Here is an 18,949-nt window from a genome sequence, read left to right as displayed (position 1 = left end):
GCGATGGGTTCTGAGAACGGGCGCGGAGACCGCTATGTCCGGGTTCAGGAAGTCGGCGCGCGCGACGGGCTGCAAAACGAGCCCCGGACGGTGCCCGCCGATATCAAGGTCGACCTGATCGAGCGCCTGGCCGCCGCCGGCCTGCCGGCCGTCGAGTCCGGCGCCTTCGTCTCGCCGAAATGGGTGCCGCAGATGGCGGATTCCGAAGAGGTCTTCCGCCGGATCGACCGGCGCGCGGGCGTGACCTATCCGGCCCTGACGCCGAACATGAAGGGTTTCGAGCGCGCAACCGCCGTCGGCGTCACCGAAGTCGGCGTGTTCGCGGCGGCTTCCGAGACCTTCTCGCAGCGCAACACCAACTGCACCATCGCAGAGAGCCTGGAGCGCTTCCGGCCGGTCTGCGCCGCCGCTGCGGAGGCGGGTGTCAGGGTCCAGGGCTATGTTTCGACCGTCCTCGGCTGCCCTTACGAGGGCGCGGTCGATCCCGGTATCGTCGCCGATCTGTGCGGCCGGCTCTACGGGATGGGCTGTTACCGGGTTGCGCTCGGCGACACGATCGGCGTCGGCACGCCGTCGAAGGCGGCAGCCCTGATCGACCGGGTCGCCGAGGCCGTTCCGCTCACGGACATCGGCATCCATTTCCACGATACCTACGGCCAGGCCCTGGCCAACACGCTGGCCTGCCTGGACCGCGGCGTCCGGACGGTCGATGCCTCGGTATCCGGGCTTGGCGGCTGTCCCTATGCCCCGGGCGCGGCGGGCAATCTGGCGACCGAAGACCTGATCTACATGCTCGACGGCCTCGGCATGGAAACCGGGGTCGATCTCGACGCTGTGGCCGAAACGGGCGCCTTCATCACCGGCTGGCTCGGCCGTGCGCCGGCCTCGCGGGTCGCCCAGGCCTTCGCCGGCCGCAAAGCCGCCTGACCGGAGCATGGCGCTTCACCTGCTCAAGCTGAGCGTCGGGTCGGCCTCGGTCGAAACCCTGGCGCGCTGGCAGGCGACCCGCCTTGCGCGCACCGGCGCGCTGTTTCACGAAACGCGCCACCATCCGCGCCGGGCCGAGGAAATCCTCGACGGCGGCTCGATCTACTGGGTCGTCAAGGGCTTCGTCCGCGTGCGCCAGCGGATCGTCCGGCTGGAACGGCGCGCCAGCCCGGAACGGGGCCGGTTCTGCCGCATCCATCTCGATCCGGAATTGATCCGGACCGAGTTGCAACCGCGCCGGCCGCACCAGGGCTGGCGGTATCTCGAAGACATGAACGCCCCGCCGGATGCGCCGGCCGGCGCCGTGCCGGAAGAGCCGCCGCGCGAAATGGCCGCCGAATTGCGCCACCTGGGCCTGCTGTAGCCGGGCCGGGCCGGCCGGGACGCTACCGGATGAAGCGTTCTTCGGCGATCGCGTCCGCGACATCCGCGGTCGGCCGGTCTTCGGCGTCGGCGCGGGCGAAGATTTCCGTCAGCGTCCCGTCGATCCGGTGCAGCCTGGCCCGCGCCGCTTCGATATCGAAACCCAGCGCAAAGCGCGCGACGTCGATCAGGCCGCCGGCGTTGATGACATAATCCGGCGCGTAGAGGATGCCGGCGCGGCGCAGGGCGGCGCCGTGCCTCGCTGCGTCCAGCACATTGTTGGCCGATCCGGCGACGATCGGGCATTTGAGGCGGGGCAGGGTGGCGTCGTTGACGACGGCGCCGAGGGCACAGGGGGCGAACAGGTCGCAATCGAGCCCGAAGATCTCGTCCGGGCCGACGACGGCGGCGCCGAAATCGCGTTCCGCCCGCTCCAGCGCGGCCCGGTCGATATCCGTAACCGAGAGCCGGGCGCCGGCCTTGTGCAGGTAGTCGCACAGGAAGCGCCCGACATGTCCGACGCCCTGGACGGCGACGTGCAGTCCGTCGAGCGTGTCCCGGCCCAGCTTGTGGCGCACAGCCGACAGAATGCCGATACAGACGCCGTGCGCGGTCGAATTGGACGGATCGCCGGCGCCGCCGGTCACGCCGACGACATGGTCGGTCACGGTCTTGATCGCATCCATATCGGCTACCGTCGTGCCGACATCCTCGGCGGTAATGTAGCGCCGGCTCAGGCGGTCGACCGCCCGGCCAAACGCCTTCATCAACGCCGGCGTCTTGTCCGTCTTGGCATCGCCGATGATCACGGCCTTGCCGCCCCCGAGGTCGAGACCGGCCATCGCCGCCTTGTAGGTCATGCCGCGCGACAGGCGCAGCGCGTCTTCGAGCGCCGCCGTTTCGTCGGCGTAGGGCCACATCCTGCAGCCGCCGAGCGCCGGGCCGCGGTTGGTGTTGTGGATCGCGATGATCGCGCGCAGGCCGGTCGCATCGTCGTGGCTGAAAACCACCTGCTCATGGCCGGAAAATTCGGGGTGATCGAACAGGGTCATCGGTCGGGTCGAACGGGCTTCCGCGCCAAAAATGTCCGGCGGCGCGGTGCCCTGTAGCCATGTCGGTCCGGCCATGCTAGCCGCCGTTCCCGAACCGGCGGCGGGCCGGTCCGGCGCCGGAAACGGGTCCTTTTCGCCACGGTGCTGCTTCTCATGCCTTGGAGATGGTGCGTTTGATCGGCAGTGTCGACCAGATTCTGGTCATCGTTATTGTCGGCGGGTTCGCGGGCTGGCTCGCCGCCGCCCTGTTGCGCGTCCGGGCCCTGAGCATCGTCGGCACGATGATCGTCGGCGTGGCCGGCTCCTTCATCGGCATCGTGCTGTTCCGCCAGTTCGACATTCGCATCGAGGGGTACCAGATCGGCCCGCTGCCGATCGGACACCTGTTTGCCGCCTTTCTCGGCGCCGTGTTGCTGATTGTCGTGCTGCGTCTGGTCCGGCGGCAGCGCTACTAGCCGGGGGGCGCGGGGCGGGATCCCGCAATCGGGCGGCGAGACTGGACGCGGGATTGGCCGACTCCTATCTACGAAACGCAGCAGATCAGCGGATCGATCATGGGAAAGTCCGTCACGCCGCGCAGCCGGGTGCTGCCCGATTCCCAAACGGCCAGCGAAGTTGACGCCTTCCTGCAATCGATGGCGCAGACGCCGGCCGCCGGCGCCGGACGCGGCCGGCTGATCTTCGCCATGGACGCCACGGCGAGCCGCGAACCGACCTGGGACATCGCCTGCGACATCCAGGCGGAAATGTTTGCCGAAACCGATTCTTTGGGCGGCCTGGAGGTCCAGCTCGTCTTCTACCGCGGCATCGGCGAATGCCGGGCGACGCAGTGGCTGACCTCGTCCCGCGACCTCGTCGACCGGATGGTCAAGGTGCGCTGCCTGGGCGGGCGGACCCAGATCGGCCGGGTGTTCAGACACGCGATCAAGGAGGCCGAATCCCAGGCGGTCGGTGCGCTCATCATCGTCGGCGACGCTTTCGAGGAAGCGATCGATCCGGTCTGCGATCTGGCCGGCCGGCTCGGCCTGATGGGCACCAAGGCGTTCCTGTTCCAGGAAGGGGACAATCCGGACGCGACGCTCGCCTTCCGCCAATTCGCGCGCCTCACGGGCGGCGCCTGCTGCCGCTTTGATGCCGGAAGCGCCAAACAGTTGCGCGAGCTGCTTGCCGCGGTCGCCGTCTATGCCGCAGGCGGGCGGCCGGCGCTGGAAGACTATTCCGCCGGCCGCAGCGGTCCGGTGCTGCAGATCACCCGTCAGATCGGCGGCAGCGGCGGATAGATGGGCTGGTTCCTGCTCGGCGTCGCCCTGATCGCGGCGGCCATTCTTCTGCTGTTCTCGCTGCCCCAGGCGAGCGTCGGACAGATCGTCCGGCTGCTGCGCGGCATTGCCATCGCCTGCGCTGCGCTTTTCGGCCTGTTCGGCCTGCTTACCGGCAAACTGCTGTGGGGCGTGCTCGGCCTCGGCGCTGCCCTGGTCATTTACCTGATGGGCGGCTCGATGCCGTGGAATTTCAGGAAGCCGGAAAAGGGCGTCTCCGAGGTCGAAACGCCCTGGCTCAAATTGCAGCTCGATCACTCGACCGGCGGCATCACCGGCGACGTGCTCGCCGGCAGCTATGCCGGTTCCCGGGTCGAATCGCTCGACCGGGACGACCTGATGGTCCTGCTGGCCGAATGCGCCCGCGACGACGCCCAGTCCGCCCGGCTCATCGAGGCCTATCTCGACCGGATGTGGCCGGAATGGCGCAATATCCACCGCGCCGGCCAGGGCGCCTCCGGCCCCATGGACCGGGCCGAGGCGTTGTCGGTCCTGGGTCTGGACGAGACCGCCACCGACGACGATATCCGGCGGGCCCATCGCGACCTGATGCGCAAGCACCATCCGGACCATGGCGGTTCGGACTGGCTGGCCGCCAAGCTCAACCAGGCCAGGGAAGTCCTGCTCGGCGAGTGACCGCGCACCGGAGGCGGCGGCAAAACCGGCTGCGGAACCGGCGGGGGCGCGCATTTTGGCGCGTGGTCACGCAACGGGTTTCGTGCTGCAAACGCCGCGCTTCCCCGCGCTTACGGGCCGGCCGGACCCGCGCAGCCGCAATCAAGCTCCGATCCCGCCCATGCCGAAACCGATCCGCAAAGCCGTCTTTCCCGTTGCCGGCCTGGGAACGCGCTTCCTCCCTGCGACCAGGGCCGTGCCCAAGGAATTGCTGCCGGTCGTCGACCGGCCGCTGATCGACTATGCCGTGGCCGAGGCGGCGGAGGCGGGCGTGACCCGCATGATTTTCGTTACCTCGGGGCGTGACGCGGCGCTCAGGCGCCACTACCGCCCGGATACCGAACTCGAAAAAACGCTGGATTCCCGGGGCAAGATCGCGGAACGCGACCGGTTGGCCGCAATCGTGCCGGAAGGCGTTCAGTTTGAGTTTGCGAACCAGCCGGAACCGCTCGGGCTTGGCCATGCCGTCCGGTGCGCGCGGCAGCATGTCGGCGACGAACCGTTTGCCGTGCTGCTGCCGGATGACCTCGTGCAGGCCGAACCGGGGTGTCTTGCACAATTGTTCGGGCGTTATCGCGAAACCGGGGGCAACCTGCTGGCGGCGGAAACCATCCCGCCGGACCGGACGGACCGCTACGGCATTCTCGATGTCGGCGCCGGAGAAATGGTGCCGGGCGGACTGGCGGATGTCCGGGGACTGGTCGAAAAACCGCCGCCGGCGGAGGCCCCGTCGACCCTGGCGGTCGTCGGCCGTTATATTTTACAGCCCGAGATTTTCGCCGCGCTGGACGGCGTCGTGCCGGGCGCGGGCGGCGAAATTCAGCTGACCGACGCCATCGCCGCCCTGATCGGCCGCCAGCCGGTTTCGGGCTTCCGTTTCGAGGGCGTGCGTTTCGACTGCGGCGACCGTCAGGGCTGGCTGATGGCGAATGTCGCCTTCGCGCTGGACCGGCCGGATTTCGACGGCATCGGCGACAAGCTGCGGGCCTTGCTGGAGACGGCCGGCCGCCGCAACCGGATCGGAGGCGCCGAATGAAAATCGCCATGATCGGAGCCGGTTATGTCGGCCTCGTTTCCGCTGCGGGCTTTTCCGAGTTCGGAACCGATGTCGTCTGCATCGACAAGGACGCCTCCAGGATCGCAACGCTGCGCAACGGCGGTCTGCCGATATACGAACCCGGTCTGGAGGATCTGGTCGCCCGCAACGTCGAAGCCGGCCGCCTGCGTTTCGGGACCGATCTCGAAGAAGCCGTCGCCGGGGCCGAGGCGGTCTTCATTGCCGTCGGGACGCCGTCGCGGCGCGGCGACGGCCACGCCGACCTCAGCTATGTCCACGATGCCGCCCGGGAGATCGCCGGGGCGATCCGCGGCTATACTGTCGTCGTCACCAAGTCGACGGTGCCGGTCGGCACCGGCCGCGAGATCGAGGCGATCATCCGCGAGGTCAATCCGGCTGCCGAGTTCGACGTTGCGTCCAACCCGGAATTTCTGCGCGAAGGCTCGGCGATCGCCGACTTCATGCGGCCCGACCGGGTCGTGATCGGCACCGGCAGCCTGCGCGCGCGCGATGTCATGCGCAGACTGTACCGGCCGCTCTACCTGATCGAGACCCCCATCCTGTTCACGCGCCGCGAAACGTCCGAATTGATCAAGTATGCGGCCAATGCGTTCCTGGCGACCAAGATCACCTTCATCAACGAAATCGCCGACCTGTGCGAAAAGGTCGGCGCCGACGTCCACCAGGTCGCGCGCGGTATCGGGCTGGACGGGCGGATCGGCCCGAAGTTCCTCCATCCCGGCCCGGGTTACGGCGGATCCTGCTTTCCGAAGGACTCGCTCGCCCTGATCAGAACCGCCCGGGACAGGGAGGCGCCGCTGCGCATTGTCGAGGCGGTGGCCGACATCAACGCCGCGCGCAAGCGCGCGATGGCGCAGCGTGTGATCGACGCCTGCGGCGGCGAGGTGAAGGGCCGGACCGTCGCGATACTCGGCGTCACCTTCAAACCGAACACCGACGATATGCGGGAGAGCCCGAGCCTGGATATCGTTCCCATGCTGCAGGCCGCCGGCGCGAACCTCCGCGCCTACGATCCGGAGGGTATGGCGGAGGCCGGCCCGCTGCTTCCGGACGTGACCTGGTGCGACGACGCCTACGACGCCCTGATCGACGCCGATGCGGTGGTGATCCTCACGGAATGGAACCAGTTCCGGAATCTCGATCTGGACCGGGTCAAGGCCCTGATGAAGGCGCCGGTCTTCGTCGATTTCCGTAATATCTACCATCCGCGGGAAATGGCCGAGGCCGGCTTCCGCTACGCCTCCATCGGCCGGCCGCTGGAGGCGATGACCGGTTGAGCGCGCCGTGGCGGTCGATTTCTTCTTCTACGGCACCCTGCGCGACGCCGAAGTCCGGCAGATTGTGCTCGGTCCGGACGCCTCCGCCGGAGCGGCGGAACCGGCGACCCTGGAGGGCTATCGCTGCGCGCCGGTCGAACGCGGGCGCTTTCCGGCCGCCGTGGCGCAGCCGGGCGCCGTGACGCCGGGCGTGCTGGTGCGCGGGGTTTCCCTCGATGCCGCCGCCCGGGTCAGCTTTTTCGAAGATGACGGCTCGCTTTACAGCGTCGCCCTGAAGCCGCTCGGGGTCGCCGATGCCCGAAGCGCGGCGGCGTGGGTCTGTATCGCCGGCGCGGCCCTGCCGGTCGAAGCGGGCACATGGCGTTTCGAAGCCTGGCAACGCCATTGGAAGCCGGGGTTTCTGGCCGCCGCGGCGGCGGCGATGGCGGCGGCTGCCCCGGCCGATCTCCGCCGGTACCGCCGGGTCTGGCTCGGCCGTCTCAGCCGCGCGCCGGAAGCTTGAACGCCATGCAGTTGAGGCTGCGCCGCTTGAGAATCGAGCAGGCTTCGCGGGCCTGGCTGAAGGAGAGGCCGGTGATCCGGGCCCGGTAGATCGCCCGGTTCGACCGGTTGCGCCGGGCCTGGATATGGGCGCCGGTTCCGCGGGCCAGGCGATTGGGCAGAACCTTCTGCGCCTGGGTGAGGCCGCGCCGAGCCCGCCGGTACTCGGTAAAGGCGCCGACCTGGATGCCGAACCGCGACTTGGACTTGCTCCGGCGGGCGGTGACGGCCTTCGGTTTGGGTTTGGCGGCGGCTATCCTGACGGAGACCGGCACGCAATCGATGCCGCGCCGATGCACCGTCCGGCACGCGCGCTGCGCCTGGCGCAGGCCGAAGCCCATCAACCGGGCGAGGTAGATGGTGCGCTTGCGTCCGCGCGACCGGACGATCGCGCCGTTTGCCTGGCGCCGGTAGCTGCGCGGCAGAGCCTGTTTCGCCCGCCGGATCGCCGATCGCGCCTGATGCCGGCGGTAGTACGCGCCGACCTGGACGCCATGAACAACGCGCCGGCGCACCGTTGAACTGCGGGGTGGCCGCGCGACCGCGGCAGGGCGCGGCGCCGCCACCGCCGACGATGTCAGCGACAGGCCGACCCGCGCCTTGTCCGGGCGTTTCTTCGGCAGCGCGGCGACCTGCCGGGACGGGCCGCTTCGGCGCGCGGCGCCCGGTTTGGCCGTGCCCGATTTGCGTGCAGTCCTGACCGCCGGCTTGCCCTTGATGCTGCCGCGCATCGCGATGCGAACGTAGCCGCGCGGCCTCTTGCGCAGATAGGTCGTGTTGTGCGCCGTGCGCCATCCGCCGGCGAGAAGGCGCTTGGTCTTCCAGTAGCGGTGGTTGGATGTCCGCGCACCCAGAACGACCGTAATCAGATGGATGTTCCCGTTACGGGCGCTGGTCACGAGATTGTAGCGCGCGCGCCGGGTGTAGCCCGTCTTCATTCCTTCGACATGGGGATGGGACTGAAGCAGCCGGTTCGTGTTGCGGAAGCCGCGCCGGCCGAACCGGTAATAGCGGGTCGAGAAGACCTTTGCGTATTGCGGATAGTGGTGGACCAGGGACCGGGCCAGGATCGCCATGTCCCGCGCGGTCGTCCGCTGGCCGCGGGCGGGCAGGCCGGAGGCCGTGCCGAAAACGGTGCGGCGCATGCCGAGCTGGCGCGCGCGTTGCGTCATGAGACGGGCGAACCGGCGTTCGCTGCCGGCAATTTTCTCGGCCAGCGCCGCCGCGGCATCGTTGGCCGATTTGATCGCCGTCGCGTAGACCAGGTCGCGGACCCGGACGCGCTGCCCGGTGCGCAGATAGAGCTTCGACGGCTGCCTCCGCGCCGCGTATCGGGAAATCCGCACCCGCGTATTCCAGCCGAACCGGCCGCGCGACATGGCTTCGAAGGTCAGGTAGAGCGTCATCAGCTTGCTGAGCGACGCGGGCGGGTGGCTGGCGTCCGCGTTGTGCGCCTGAAGCACGAGGCCGCTGCGGGCATCGATCGTGATCGAGGATTTCGTGTAGGCCCGTGCCGGTTCGACCGCCGCTGTCGCGGCAAGGCCGGCCGCAAGGCAGATGGCTGCGGCAACGCGCCCGGCAGAACGCATTCGCTCTCCGGTGCGCGGATCCGGACCGCACGCCGGCATTGAGGCTGTCAAGCCCGTCTTACCCATGAAGCTGTTCCGGCTCCCGATCGCATGCAACAGTCCGCGGTCTGCCGGCCGCCGCCCCTGGCAGCGTCGCGGCAGGGTTACTCTCCCCGCACTCCGCATCGATTACGCAGGTTTCGGCGGAATATCCCGCCGCGACCGGTCGGCCGTTCCTGCGTCAGGCTTGTGTCGCCTACCGGATAGAAATCCTAACATAGACGTATCTTGAACGGATGTCAAAAATTCCTTTGCCGGCCGGATTCGGCGCCCCGCCGCCGCCCGGGATCAAATTCGATCTTCACCGGAGACTGTGCTTTGCCCTATCATTCCCTACCTTAGAGTGCCGGAGCGACGGCCGGCGGCAACAGGGAAACCCGGCGCCGGGAAGCAGGCGTGAACGAGACGGAATTGAGCGACCCGGAATGAGCGACTCGATATGAGTGATCCTGAATGAGTGATCCTGAATGAGTGACAGGGATCGTAACGGCGACGACGGTCAGACCGGCGTTATCGTCCGGTCGAAGACGCGCACGAAGAAGCCGGCGCTCTACAAGGTGCTGATGCTGAACGACGACTACACGCCGATGGAATTCGTCGTCCATGTGCTGGAGCGCTATTTCGGCAAGAGCCGGGAAGAGGCCACCCGCATCATGCTTCACGTCCATCAGCGCGGCGTCGGCGTCTGCGGCGTTTACACCTATGAAATCGCGGAAACCAAGGTGAACCAGACCATGGAACTGGCGCGCAAGCACCAGCATCCGCTGCAATGCACCCTGGAAAAGGAATGACCTCTTGAGGGACGGGCTGAGGGACAGGCGCGATGCTGTCGTCAAATCTGGAACGTAGCCTCCACCGTGCGCTGGCGCTCGCCAATGAGCGGAGCCACGAGTTTGCGACGCTGGAGCATCTCCTGCTGTCCCTGGTCGAGGATCAGGACGCGCTCTCGGTCCTGCGCGCCTGCAATGTCGACGTCGACAAGCTGCGCGCCGACGTCTCGGACTATGTCGACACCGAACTGACCGGCCTGGTCACGGACCGGGACGAAGACGCCAAGCCGACGGCCGGCTTCCAGCGCGTCCTCCAGCGCGCCGCGATTCATGTCCAGTCGTCGGGCCGCGAAGAGGTGACCGGCGCCAACGTCATCGTCGCCATGTTCGCCGAGCGCGAGTCCCACGCGGTGTATTTCCTGCAGGAGCAGGACATGACGCGCTTCGATGCCGTCAACTACATCTCCCACGGCATCGCCAAGGTGCCGGGCGAGGACGCGGCGCGGACGCCCGAAGGCGCGGACGATGACGCCGGCGGCGAATCGGTCGTCAAGCAGGGGACGGAGGCGCTGGCCGCCTATTGCGTCGATCTCAACGCCAAGGCGGAGGACGGCCGGATCGACCCGCTGATCGGCCGCGAGGCCGAGGTCGAGCGCACCGTCCAGATCCTGTGCCGGCGGACCAAGAACAACCCGCTCTATGTCGGCGATCCGGGCGTCGGCAAGACGGCGATCGCCGAAGGCCTGGCGCGCCGGATCGTCAACGGCGAGGTGCCGGAGGTGCTGGGCGAATCGACGATCTACGCCCTCGACATGGGCGCATTGCTTGCCGGCACCCGTTATCGCGGCGACTTCGAGGAGCGGCTCAAGGCGGTGCTGAAGGAGCTGGAGAGCACGCCGGGCGCCGTCCTGTTCATCGACGAAATCCACACGGTGATCGGCGCCGGCGCCACCAGCGGCGGCTCGATGGACGCCTCCAACCTGCTCAAGCCGGCCCTGCAGAGCGGCACGCTGCGCTGCATCGGATCGACCACCTACAAGGAATTCCGCAACTATTTCGAGAAGGACCGCGCCCTCGTCCGCCGCTTCCAGAAGATCGACATCCACGAACCGTCGCTCAAGGATTCGATCAAGATCCTGCGCGGCCTGAAGCCCTATTACGAGGAGCATCACAGCGTCCGCTACACGAGCGACGCGCTGACGGCGGCGGTCGACCTGTCGGCCCGCTACATCCATGACCGCAAGCTGCCCGACAAGGCGATCGACGTGATCGACGAGGTCGGCGCCGCGCAGAATCTGGTGGCGCCGTCGAAGCGCAAGAAATCGATCACGGTGCGCGATATCGAGGATGTCGTCGCCAAGATCGCGCGGATTCCGCCCAAGAACGTCTCGCGCGACGACAAGGAGACGCTGCGCAACCTGGAGCGCGATCTCAAGCGCATGGTGTTCGGTCAGGACAAGGCCATCGACGCGCTGGTTGCGGCGATCAAGCTGGCGCGCGCCGGGCTGCGCGAACCGGAGAAGCCGATCGGCAACTACCTGTTCTCCGGCCCGACCGGCGTCGGCAAGACCGAGGTCGCGCGCCAGCTCGCCATGACGCTCGGCGTCGAACTGGTCCGCTTCGACATGTCGGAATATATGGAGCGCCACAGCGTCTCCCGGCTGATCGGCGCGCCTCCCGGCTATGTCGGCTTCGACCAGGGCGGCCTGCTGACCGACGCCATCGACCAGAATCCCTATGCCGTGCTGCTGCTCGACGAGATCGAGAAGGCGCATCCCGACCTGTTCAACGTGCTGTTGCAGATCATGGATCACGGCAAGCTGACCGATCACAACGGCAAGCAGATCGATTTCCGCAACGTCATCCTGATCATGACGACCAACGCCGGCGCCATGGACCTGGCGAAGGCGGCGATCGGCTTCGGCCGCACCGTGCGCGAAGGCGACGACAAGGAAGCCATCGACCGCATGTTCTCGCCGGAATTCCGCAACCGGCTCGATGCGACCATCGGCTTCGCCAGCCTGCCGCCGGAGATTGTCCGCCGTGTCGTCGACAAGTTCGTCATGCAGCTCGAGGAGCAGCTCGCCGACCGCGGCGTGACCATCGAGCTGGACGACGACGCGCGCGGCTGGCTGGCCGAGAAGGGCTACGATCCCAAGATGGGCGCCCGGCCGCTGGCCCGCCAGATCCAGGAGCATCTCAAGAAGCCGCTCTCCGAGGAGCTGCTGTTCGGCGAACTCGCCAAGGGCGGCTCGGTGCTGGTCTCGCTCAAGGACGGCAAGCTGGATTTCAAGGCCCTCAAGAGCCCGGCCGGGCGCAAGAAGGGCAAAGGCGGGAAGAAAGCGGCGTCCGAAGAGACAGACGCTTCCGGCGAACCGGCGGTCGAACCCGAAGACGCTTAACCCGGATTTCTCACAAGAATTGTCGCCCCGGCCCCCGAGCCGGGGCCCAGGGCTATCTGGCAAGGCGGTAGATACAGGTCCGGGCGAAAGCAACGATCCGCGGCGCTGCGCAGGTTGGAATGCAGGGCTGCGAAAACCTTACCGCCAATCTCCGAACCTACCGTTCGTTGTGCGACTCTGGACCCCGGCTCGGGGGCCGGGGTGGCATGAGGTCTTTACGCTAACCGATTGGTGTGAAAGAAATTTCTTGGACGCAAGCCGCGGATGCGCCCATTCCTGGCGAGAAATCCCGGTTAGCCGTCCGTCTGCCGGTAGGGCGAGTGGCGGGACATGATCCGCATCTCGTGCAGGATCGCCGCGCTTTCCCGCTTCAGGAAATCCTCGACGGCGTTGCGGAAGCCCCGGTCGGCGATCCAGTGGGCGCTCCAGGTCTCGACCGGCAGATAGCCGCGCTGGACCTTGTGCGGCCCCTGGGTGCCCGCTTCGACGCGGTTCAGGCCCCGTGAAATGGCGAAGTCGATGGCCTGGTAGTAGCAGGTCTCGAAATGCAGGAACCGGATGTCGGCGGCGCAGCCCCAGTTGCGGCCGAAAAGGGCGTCGGCGCCGATGAAGTTGAGCGCCCCGGCGACCGGCGCGCCGTCGGCCGTTGCCCAGATCAGCGCCACCTTGTCCGGCATGCGCTCGTGGAGCAGCCGGAAGAACCGCCGGGTGAGGTAGGGATAGCCCCACTTGCGGTCGTAGGTATCGGTGTAGAAGCGGTGGAAAATGTCCCAGTGCTCGCTGCGCAGGTCGCCGCCGGTCAGCGCGCGCACGTCGATCCCGACCGCGGCGACGGCGGCGCGTTCCTTGCGGATCGTCTTGCGCTTGCGCGAGGCCAGCGCGCCCAGAAATTCGTCGAAGCTGCGATAGTCCCGGTTGTGCCAGTGATACTGGAAGGCGCGGCGGCGCAGCAGGCCAAGATTCTCGGCGAGATCCGCTTCCGCTTCCTTCGGGAAGGTGATGTGCAGGTTGGTGACGCCGATGCGCCCGGCGATGCGTACCAGCGCGTCGACCATCGTGCGCTGCAGGTCGCGCCGGCGCGGGCCCGGCGGCACCAGCAGGCGCGGCCCGGTCACCGGGGTGAAGGGCACGGCGACGATCAGCTTGGGATAGTAGCGCCCGCCGGCCCGCTCGTAGGCGTCGGCCCAGCCCCAGTCGAAGACGTATTCGCCCTGTGAATGGTTCTTCAGATACATCGGCGCGACGCCGAGCACCGCCCCGGCCGTATCCTCCAGCACCGCATGCTGCGGCAGCCAGCCGGCCTCGGCCCCGACCGAGCCGCTTTCCTCCAGGGCGTTGAGGAATTCCCACGACAGGAACGGGTTTTCCGCGCCCGCGCAGCGGTCCCACACCGCCCGGTCGACCCGGGCGACGGCGTCCACGGTGCGGACGGCGAAGGTTTCCGGGCCGTCAGGCATGGCGCGCCCGGCAGCGCGGCCCGGCCGCGGTCCGGCCGTTGCGCAGCGCCATGTCAGGAAATGTCATGTTTCGTCATGGTCTGTCATGAATCGTCATGGCACCCCCGCGCCCTGCCGCATCGATCCGTAGGGGAGGGTTTCAAACCCTCCCTACATGGCCGTTCCTGTTCGAAAGGAGCCGATGGTCCTTCCGAGCCCCAAATGTGTCACGAAATGTCATGGTCTGTCATGATCCTGCATTTCCACCTTCCATTGCCGCCCCGGACTTGATCCGGGGCCCAGGGATGATCCGAAAGATGTTTGCCTGTGGCCCTTGGGCCCCGGATCTCCGCTGCGCTCCGTCCGGGGTGGCACGGAGGAGTGGCAGTGAGTCCGGGATGTGTCATGAAATGTCATGCTCTGTCATGGCCCATCGGGAAGGAGGCTGAATCGCGGACACCGGCCGCTTGACAGTCGGTTAAATGTAGAACAAACATAGAACAATACATGAATATATGCAAGGGGACCGGCCATGAAGGATCCGAGGCAAGCCCACAGCTACAAGGGTCTGCATCCGATTGCCAAGGCGGTCACAATTCTTCTGGCTCTGGGAATCGTCGCGGCGGCCGTCGACCTGGGCCATGACATCCACCTGCTCGTTCTGCTCGACGCCGTGATCGAGGAAAGGAGCAGGGAGGCCGTGCTGGACATGGCGGCGGCGTTCGAACTGGGCGACAGGATTCTCTTTCCGACGCTCGGCATCGTCGCGGTCACTGCGGTTGCATTCCTGGTCTGGGTCCACCGCGCCAATGCGAACGCCCATGCCCTCGGCTTCGCGGACCTGAAGTTCCGGCCCGGCTGGGCGGTAGGCTGGTGGTTCGTTCCGATCGCCAACCTGGTCCAGGTGCCGAGGGTGATGCTGGAGCTTTACCGCGTCGCCCTGACGGGCGGTCCCGCTGGCCGGCTCGGTCAGATCGGTAGCGCCCCCGTCATCGTCTGGTGGCTGCTGATCCTGTTCGCGAACGGCGCCGACCGCTACGGCGCCGGCCGGATCGGCAGCGAGGAAGGATTCGAACCGTTGCGGCAGGCGCTGATCGCCTATATCGCCGGGGACGTCATGTTTCTGGTTGCCGGCGCGCTCGTGATGTGGCTCGTGCGCCGGATCACCGACGGCATCGAAAGCGCGAAAGCGGCGGCCGACCGGGCGGAGAGGGAGGCTGCGCGCGGGCGCGCGTGATCTTTCGGAGCGCCTCGCCGAAAGGCACTTTTCAGAGCGTACGGCACATCGAATCCCCCCTCCCCTTGGGGGAGGGGGTTAGGGGGAGGGGTATGCGGCCTCCCGTTGTAGTGCCAGAATCGGGCGCGTCGCTGCTGTGGCTGGCAACCCCTCCCCTTGCCCCTCCCCCAAGGGGAGGGGGATTCGGATAGAGCTCTCTTCGCGTAGAAACCCCTTGGAGGAGGGGATTTCCGCGCCTTTTTTCACAGTAGGGGTCAATCCGTTCGGCGGCCCCGTTCACCCGCCTTCGAGGGCGATGCGGTGGCTGTCGAGCAGGCCGGGGGCGCGGGCCGGGTCGCCGCGGCCCCAGCCGCATTCGGTGGCGATGCCGAAATCGGCCACGGTTTCGGTCGCGGCGGCGATGCGGCGCCGGTCGCCGTCGCGGTCGTCGTGGTGGATGATGCCGAGATAGAGCTCGCAGCCCGCCGGCAGGCGCAGGTCCGCCAGCGGTGCGTAGTAGGCCGCATCGTCCCGGTGTTTGGGCGCCGGGACGTGGACGAACTGCAGGGAGCGGTCGAGCCCGGCCAGGATGCCGTGGGTCATCTCGACCGCGTTGGCGAGGTCGGCCGGCATCACGACATGCTCGTCGTTCGGCGTGCCGTAGCACAGATGGTAGCCGAGCTCCGCCGCTTCCGGCACGGCGTTGCCAAGGCGGGCGAGCATCCCCGTGATGTCGTCCTTGTAGCTCGCCGGCCGGTTCGGGAAGTAGCCTTCCCAGGCGAGCACCTCTTGGCAGACGTCCCACTGGATCGCCAGGTCGCCGTGGGGAATCGCGGCGCAGATCTTCGCCAGGTCGGCCTTGAAGCCGCGCTCGTAGGCGGCGAAGAAGTCCGGCCGCGCCGCCGGCGAAACGAACCAGTAGCCGATCGCCATCGGCGTCGGCAGGCAGACCTGGAAGCGCATGCCGGTCGGCAGCGTCCCGGCCTCGCGCAGGGCGGTGAAGCGGGCGTAGGAGGCGATGGCTTCGGGCGCGTAGCCGGGGTCGAAGTCGACCGTTGCCGGATCGACGCCGGCTTTGAAGCGGAACAGCTCCCATTCGCGGATCAGCTTGCCGTCCCACTGGTGGATGCGCTGCATGTCCTCGTCGGCGGCGACCTCCATCGCCGGATGCTCCGCCACCTTGGCGCGCTGCCAGAAGATCCAGCGCGCCCGCTCCCCGGTCTCGCCGTCCGGGATGCGCTTCAGATGCCCGCCGAGCCGGCCGGCGATCTCGCGGAAGGTCGTATCGGCGTCCGGATAGGGCAGGCTGCCGACGAGGTGTGCGCAGGTGAGGGGCATGGGGGAGTCTTTCAGGTTGCCGCGGCGCAGCGCGTGGCCGGCATGGAAGCAGCGCCGGCCCACGATGGCAAGAGGCGCGCGCCACGTTTGCGTGCGGCACTCTCCATCCCGTCATCCCGACCGAGCGCAAGCGAGCGGAGGGATCTCGGCTCGGCCCAGGGAACAAGCGCCATCGTGCGGCGACGAGATTCCTCCACTCCGCCCCGGATTTGTTCCGGGCACGCACGACAGCATGGCCAATCCCCGCCATCATCCGCCGCTGGACGCCGAGGGTATGATACAGCGTTGTAATAGTTGATGATTTTCCATCCTCTCCGGTTTCGCGGCCCTTGACTTGCCGCCAGATATCGCCTTCAATCGACCCCGACTTGATGCCGTCCGTATGCGGTTTGATGACTGAAATTCGGGCGATTCCGGACCGAGCGCGACGAGGCCGAAGAAAGCGTTCGGTCACGCAGTGATGGAGGAGACGATGGCACAGAGCGAAGCTGGCCGAAGCTCGGCAGAACGCGGAGTTGGCATCGTGGTCCTTACCATCGTCACCCTTTGACCGAACGCTTTCCGGCCGAAAGCGTTCGGTCACGCAGTGATGGAGGGGACGATGGCACACAGCGAAGGCTGCCGAAGTCCGGTAGAACGTGCAGTTGGCATCGTCGTCCTCATCATCGCCACACCTTGAACGAACGCTTTCACGAGGCCCGGAAAACGCCCGTTCGGTCTCGCGGTGACGGAAGGGGAGGAAGAGGCCGGCGGCGGTTGGGGTGGATAGGCGGAGCCCGGAGTTGCCATCGACTTCCTCATCCTCGCCATCCTTCGGATCGACGCCTTCGGGGAGAACACCATGCCGAAACGGAGCACCCTCAGGCTGACCAAGCGGAGTGTGGACGCACTCAAGCCCGGCGGCAAGGACGCGATCTTCTGGGATCGCGACCTCGCCGGCTTCGGGGTCAGGGTCCACGCCACCGGGCGCAAGCTCTGCATCGTCCAGTCGCGGGGGCCGGCCGGCCTGAAGCGGGCCACCCTGGGGCCGGTGGGTGAGAAGACCGTCGAGGAGTATCGCCGCGAGGCGGCGGCGGCCATCGACCGCATCAAGCGGGGCGAGGACCCGAGGCCGCCGGAGCCTGAGCCCGAGCCCACCGTGGCCGACCTGGCGGCGCTCTGCCTGAAGGATCATGTCGCCGCGCGCTGCAAGCCGGCGACGGCGGAGAACTACCGGAAGTCCATCGACTGCCACATCCTGCCGGCGCTGGGGAGCAAGGCGCTGAAGGATGTCGCGCCGGAAGACGCCGCCAATCTTCACCACGAGCTGCGGGGCACGCCGGCGGCGGCCAACCAGGCGATCTGGGTGCTCTCGAAGATGTTCTCGCTGGCCGAGAGCTGGGAGATGGTCCCGCCCGGGCGCAACCCGTGCCGGCATGTCCGCCACTACCGCGCCACGCCCCGCGAGCGCTTCCTGACGCCGGACGAGTTCCGGCGCATCGGCGATGCGCTGAAGAGCTTCGAGGCAAAGGGCTCGATGCAGCCCTCGGCCATCGCGGCGATCCGCCTCTTGATGCTGACCGGCTGCCGCTCGGACGAGATCCTGACCCTGCAATGGGACGACATCGACCGCGCGGCGCGGGTCATCCGGCTCCGCGATTCGAAGACGGGTCCGCGCATGGTGCCGCTGACCGGGCCGGTGCTGTCGGTGCTGGACGGCATCGAGCGGGAGGACGGCGTTCCCTGGGTATTGCGGGACGCGAAGCCGAAGACCCGGCTCACCTGCCTCTCCTGGCACTGGCGGAAGGTCAGGACGGCGACCGGGCTCCATGACGTGCGGCTTCACGACTGCCGGCACAGCTACGCCAGCCGGGCGCTGGCGCTGGGCGAGGGCCTGCCGGTCATCGGGCGCCTGCTCGGCCATGCAAGGGTCGGCACCACCGCAAAATACGCCCACCTGGTGCGCGACGCCGAGAAGGCGGCCGCCGCCCGGACCGGCGGCAGCATCGCCGCCTGGATCATGCCCGGCGACGCCGAGGCGGCGTGAGGGGAAGAGCGATGCAACAGAGGACGATCTCCAACCGCTCCGTGGCCGCCATGACGGTCGAGCGCGACACGGTGTTCTGGGACCGGACCGTGACCGGCTTCGGGGTCCGGGTCTATCCGACCGGCGGCAAGGTCTATATCGCCCAGGCGCGGGGGCCGGAGGGGCCGAAGCGGGTGACGGTGGGCCGGCACGGCGTGCTGAATGCCGACGAGGCGCGGCAACGGGCGGCGCTGATCGTGACGCGCATCAAGGCGGGCGAGGACCCGGTGCCGCTGCCGCTCGCGGCCCGGGCGAGGGCCAATGGGAGTCCGACCGTGGCCGACCTCGCGGCGCGCTATCTGGAAGGTCATGTCGAGGTGCGGCTCAAGCCGAGGACACAGGCCAAGACCCGCGGCGTGCTGCGCCGCCACATCCTGCCCGCCCTCGGCAAGATGCCGGTGGAGACGGTGGAGCGCCGGCACGCGGTCGAGCTGCACCGCGGGCTGAGCGACCGCCCGGTGACGGCGAACCGGGCGGTCAAGACGCTTTCGCACATGTACCGTCTGGGCGAGGGCTGGGGCCTGGTGCCGGCGGGCTGCAACCCCTGCCGGGCGATCGAGAAATATCCCGAGCGCGGCTGCGAACGCTTCCTGACCGACGCCGAGTTCGCGCGGTTGGGACAGGTGCTGGACGAGACCGTGGAGGCCGGGACCGTCCCGCCCGTGGCGGCGGCGGCGATCCGCCTGCTGACGCTGACCGGCTGCCGCAAGGGCGAGGTGCTGGCGCTGCGCTGGACCGACGTCGATCTCGACGCCGGCGAGCTCCGCCTGCCCGACGCGAAGTCCGGTCCCCGCGCGGTGCAG

17 protein-coding genes are annotated in these 18,949 nt (G+C 67.9%); 13 read left to right on the top strand and 4 right to left on the bottom strand.

Features of this window, described 5'->3' with window-relative positions; genetic code table 11:
- Window positions 1-3: 3 nt before the first annotated feature.
- Window positions 4-927 (top strand): hydroxymethylglutaryl-CoA lyase, encoded by a 924-nt coding sequence (locus OXM58_00085; GenBank protein MDE0146745.1) that lies wholly within the window; start codon window positions 4-6, stop codon window positions 925-927.
- A gap of 7 nt (window positions 928-934) precedes the next feature.
- On the top strand, window positions 935-1,351 hold the full coding sequence (locus tag OXM58_00080; protein MDE0146744.1) for a DUF1489 domain-containing protein: 417 nt from the start codon (window positions 935-937) through the stop codon (window positions 1,349-1,351).
- Between the two features lie 22 nt (window positions 1,352-1,373).
- Here OXM58_00080 and OXM58_00075 read toward each other — a convergent pair whose 3' ends face one another.
- Window positions 1,374-2,402, bottom strand: coding sequence for an amino acid dehydrogenase (locus OXM58_00075; protein MDE0146743.1), 1,029 nt, complete (start codon window positions 2,400-2,402; stop codon window positions 1,374-1,376).
- A 173-nt stretch (window positions 2,403-2,575) separates the two neighbouring features.
- On the opposite strand from OXM58_00075, the gene OXM58_00070 reads away from it, so the two are divergent.
- The 6 genes from OXM58_00070 to OXM58_00045 all read left to right on the top strand — a co-directional run bounded on the left by OXM58_00070 (window position 2,576) and on the right by OXM58_00045 (window position 7,253).
- A complete protein-coding gene (locus OXM58_00070) occupies window positions 2,576-2,857 on the top strand; it encodes a GlsB/YeaQ/YmgE family stress response membrane protein (protein ID MDE0146742.1) in 282 nt (93 codons plus the stop codon).
- A 99-nt stretch (window positions 2,858-2,956) separates the two neighbouring features.
- Entirely contained in the window at window positions 2,957-3,682 is a 726-nt protein-coding gene (locus tag OXM58_00065; protein MDE0146741.1) for a VWA domain-containing protein, read from the top strand.
- Complete coding sequence (locus OXM58_00060; GenBank protein MDE0146740.1) at window positions 3,683-4,357, top strand: DnaJ domain-containing protein; 675 nt, start codon at window positions 3,683-3,685, stop codon at window positions 4,355-4,357.
- A gap of 160 nt (window positions 4,358-4,517) precedes the next feature.
- Window positions 4,518-5,432 (top strand): UTP--glucose-1-phosphate uridylyltransferase, encoded by a 915-nt coding sequence (locus tag OXM58_00055; GenBank protein ID MDE0146739.1) that lies wholly within the window; start codon window positions 4,518-4,520, stop codon window positions 5,430-5,432.
- Window positions 5,429-6,751 (top strand): UDP-glucose/GDP-mannose dehydrogenase family protein, encoded by a 1,323-nt coding sequence (locus OXM58_00050; GenBank protein ID MDE0146738.1) that lies wholly within the window; start codon window positions 5,429-5,431, stop codon window positions 6,749-6,751. The genes OXM58_00055 and OXM58_00050 overlap by 4 nt, the downstream gene beginning before the upstream one ends.
- Window positions 6,752-6,758: 7 nt before the next feature.
- Window positions 6,759-7,253, top strand: coding sequence for a gamma-glutamylcyclotransferase (locus OXM58_00045; protein ID MDE0146737.1), 495 nt, complete (start codon window positions 6,759-6,761; stop codon window positions 7,251-7,253).
- On the opposite strand, the gene OXM58_00040 is transcribed toward OXM58_00045, so the two are convergent.
- Entirely contained in the window at window positions 7,231-8,880 is a 1,650-nt protein-coding gene (locus OXM58_00040; protein ID MDE0146736.1) for a D-alanyl-D-alanine carboxypeptidase, read from the bottom strand. The genes OXM58_00045 and OXM58_00040 overlap by 23 nt on opposite strands.
- Window positions 8,881-9,386: 506 nt before the next feature.
- Here OXM58_00040 and clpS point away from each other — a divergent pair.
- Both clpS and clpA read left to right on the top strand, forming a co-directional pair.
- Window positions 9,387-9,710, top strand: coding sequence for an ATP-dependent Clp protease adapter ClpS (gene clpS, locus OXM58_00035; protein MDE0146735.1), 324 nt, complete (start codon window positions 9,387-9,389; stop codon window positions 9,708-9,710).
- Window positions 9,711-9,742: 32 nt separating this feature from the next.
- Window positions 9,743-12,091: an ATP-dependent Clp protease ATP-binding subunit ClpA gene (gene clpA, locus OXM58_00030; protein ID MDE0146734.1), complete on the top strand. Its 2,349-nt coding sequence runs from the start codon at window positions 9,743-9,745 to the stop codon at window positions 12,089-12,091.
- Window positions 12,092-12,384: 293 nt separating this feature from the next.
- Here the strand turns inward: clpA and OXM58_00025 are convergent, their stop codons facing one another.
- On the bottom strand, window positions 12,385-13,548 hold the full coding sequence (locus tag OXM58_00025) for a GNAT family N-acetyltransferase (protein ID MDE0146733.1): 1,164 nt from the start codon (window positions 13,546-13,548) through the stop codon (window positions 12,385-12,387).
- A 511-nt stretch (window positions 13,549-14,059) separates the two neighbouring features.
- Here OXM58_00025 and OXM58_00020 point away from each other — a divergent pair.
- Window positions 14,060-14,764: a DUF4328 domain-containing protein gene (locus OXM58_00020; protein MDE0146732.1), complete on the top strand. Its 705-nt coding sequence runs from the start codon at window positions 14,060-14,062 to the stop codon at window positions 14,762-14,764.
- A 276-nt stretch (window positions 14,765-15,040) separates the two neighbouring features.
- On the opposite strand, the gene OXM58_00015 is transcribed toward OXM58_00020, so the two are convergent.
- Window positions 15,041-16,081: a hypothetical protein gene (locus OXM58_00015; protein MDE0146731.1), complete on the bottom strand. Its 1,041-nt coding sequence runs from the start codon at window positions 16,079-16,081 to the stop codon at window positions 15,041-15,043.
- An 841-nt stretch (window positions 16,082-16,922) separates the two neighbouring features.
- On the opposite strand from OXM58_00015, the gene OXM58_00010 reads away from it, so the two are divergent.
- Together OXM58_00010 and OXM58_00005 are read left to right on the top strand one after the other, a co-directional pair.
- Window positions 16,923-18,107 carry a tyrosine-type recombinase/integrase gene (locus tag OXM58_00010; protein ID MDE0146730.1) on the top strand — a complete coding sequence of 395 codons (1,185 nt, stop codon included), beginning with the start codon at window positions 16,923-16,925 and terminating at the stop codon, window positions 18,105-18,107.
- An 11-nt stretch (window positions 18,108-18,118) separates the two neighbouring features.
- Window positions 18,119-18,949, top strand: an 831-nt coding sequence (locus OXM58_00005; GenBank protein ID MDE0146729.1) for an integrase arm-type DNA-binding domain-containing protein, incomplete at its 3' end; no start/stop codon positions are given.

The organism is Rhodospirillaceae bacterium, from assembly GCA_028819475.1.
Taxonomy (GTDB): domain Bacteria; phylum Pseudomonadota; class Alphaproteobacteria; order Bin65; family Bin65; genus Bin65.
Note: the sequence above shows the minus strand (reverse complement) of the source record. Positions and strands in the feature narration are given on the sequence as shown.

Coding starts and splice junctions, on each gene's coding strand:
- OXM58_00010 (MDE0146730.1), top strand. CDS start 16,923: ATGCCGAAACGGAGCACCCTCAGGCTGACCAAGCGGAGTGTGGACGCA.
- OXM58_00080 (MDE0146744.1), top strand. CDS start 935: ATGGCGCTTCACCTGCTCAAGCTGAGCGTCGGGTCGGCCTCGGTCGAA.
- OXM58_00085 (MDE0146745.1), top strand. CDS start 4: ATGGGTTCTGAGAACGGGCGCGGAGACCGCTATGTCCGGGTTCAGGAA.
- OXM58_00075 (MDE0146743.1), bottom strand. CDS start 2,402: ATGACCCTGTTCGATCACCCCGAATTTTCCGGCCATGAGCAGGTGGTT.
- OXM58_00055 (MDE0146739.1), top strand. CDS start 4,518: ATGCCGAAACCGATCCGCAAAGCCGTCTTTCCCGTTGCCGGCCTGGGA.
- OXM58_00020 (MDE0146732.1), top strand. CDS start 14,060: ATGAAGGATCCGAGGCAAGCCCACAGCTACAAGGGTCTGCATCCGATT.
- OXM58_00050 (MDE0146738.1), top strand. CDS start 5,429: ATGAAAATCGCCATGATCGGAGCCGGTTATGTCGGCCTCGTTTCCGCT.
- OXM58_00060 (MDE0146740.1), top strand. CDS start 3,683: ATGGGCTGGTTCCTGCTCGGCGTCGCCCTGATCGCGGCGGCCATTCTT.
- clpS (MDE0146735.1), top strand. CDS start 9,387: ATGAGTGACAGGGATCGTAACGGCGACGACGGTCAGACCGGCGTTATC.
- OXM58_00040 (MDE0146736.1), bottom strand. CDS start 8,880: ATGCGTTCTGCCGGGCGCGTTGCCGCAGCCATCTGCCTTGCGGCCGGC.
- OXM58_00015 (MDE0146731.1), bottom strand. CDS start 16,081: ATGCCCCTCACCTGCGCACACCTCGTCGGCAGCCTGCCCTATCCGGAC.
- OXM58_00025 (MDE0146733.1), bottom strand. CDS start 13,548: ATGCCTGACGGCCCGGAAACCTTCGCCGTCCGCACCGTGGACGCCGTC.
- clpA (MDE0146734.1), top strand. CDS start 9,743: ATGCTGTCGTCAAATCTGGAACGTAGCCTCCACCGTGCGCTGGCGCTC.
- OXM58_00065 (MDE0146741.1), top strand. CDS start 2,957: ATGGGAAAGTCCGTCACGCCGCGCAGCCGGGTGCTGCCCGATTCCCAA.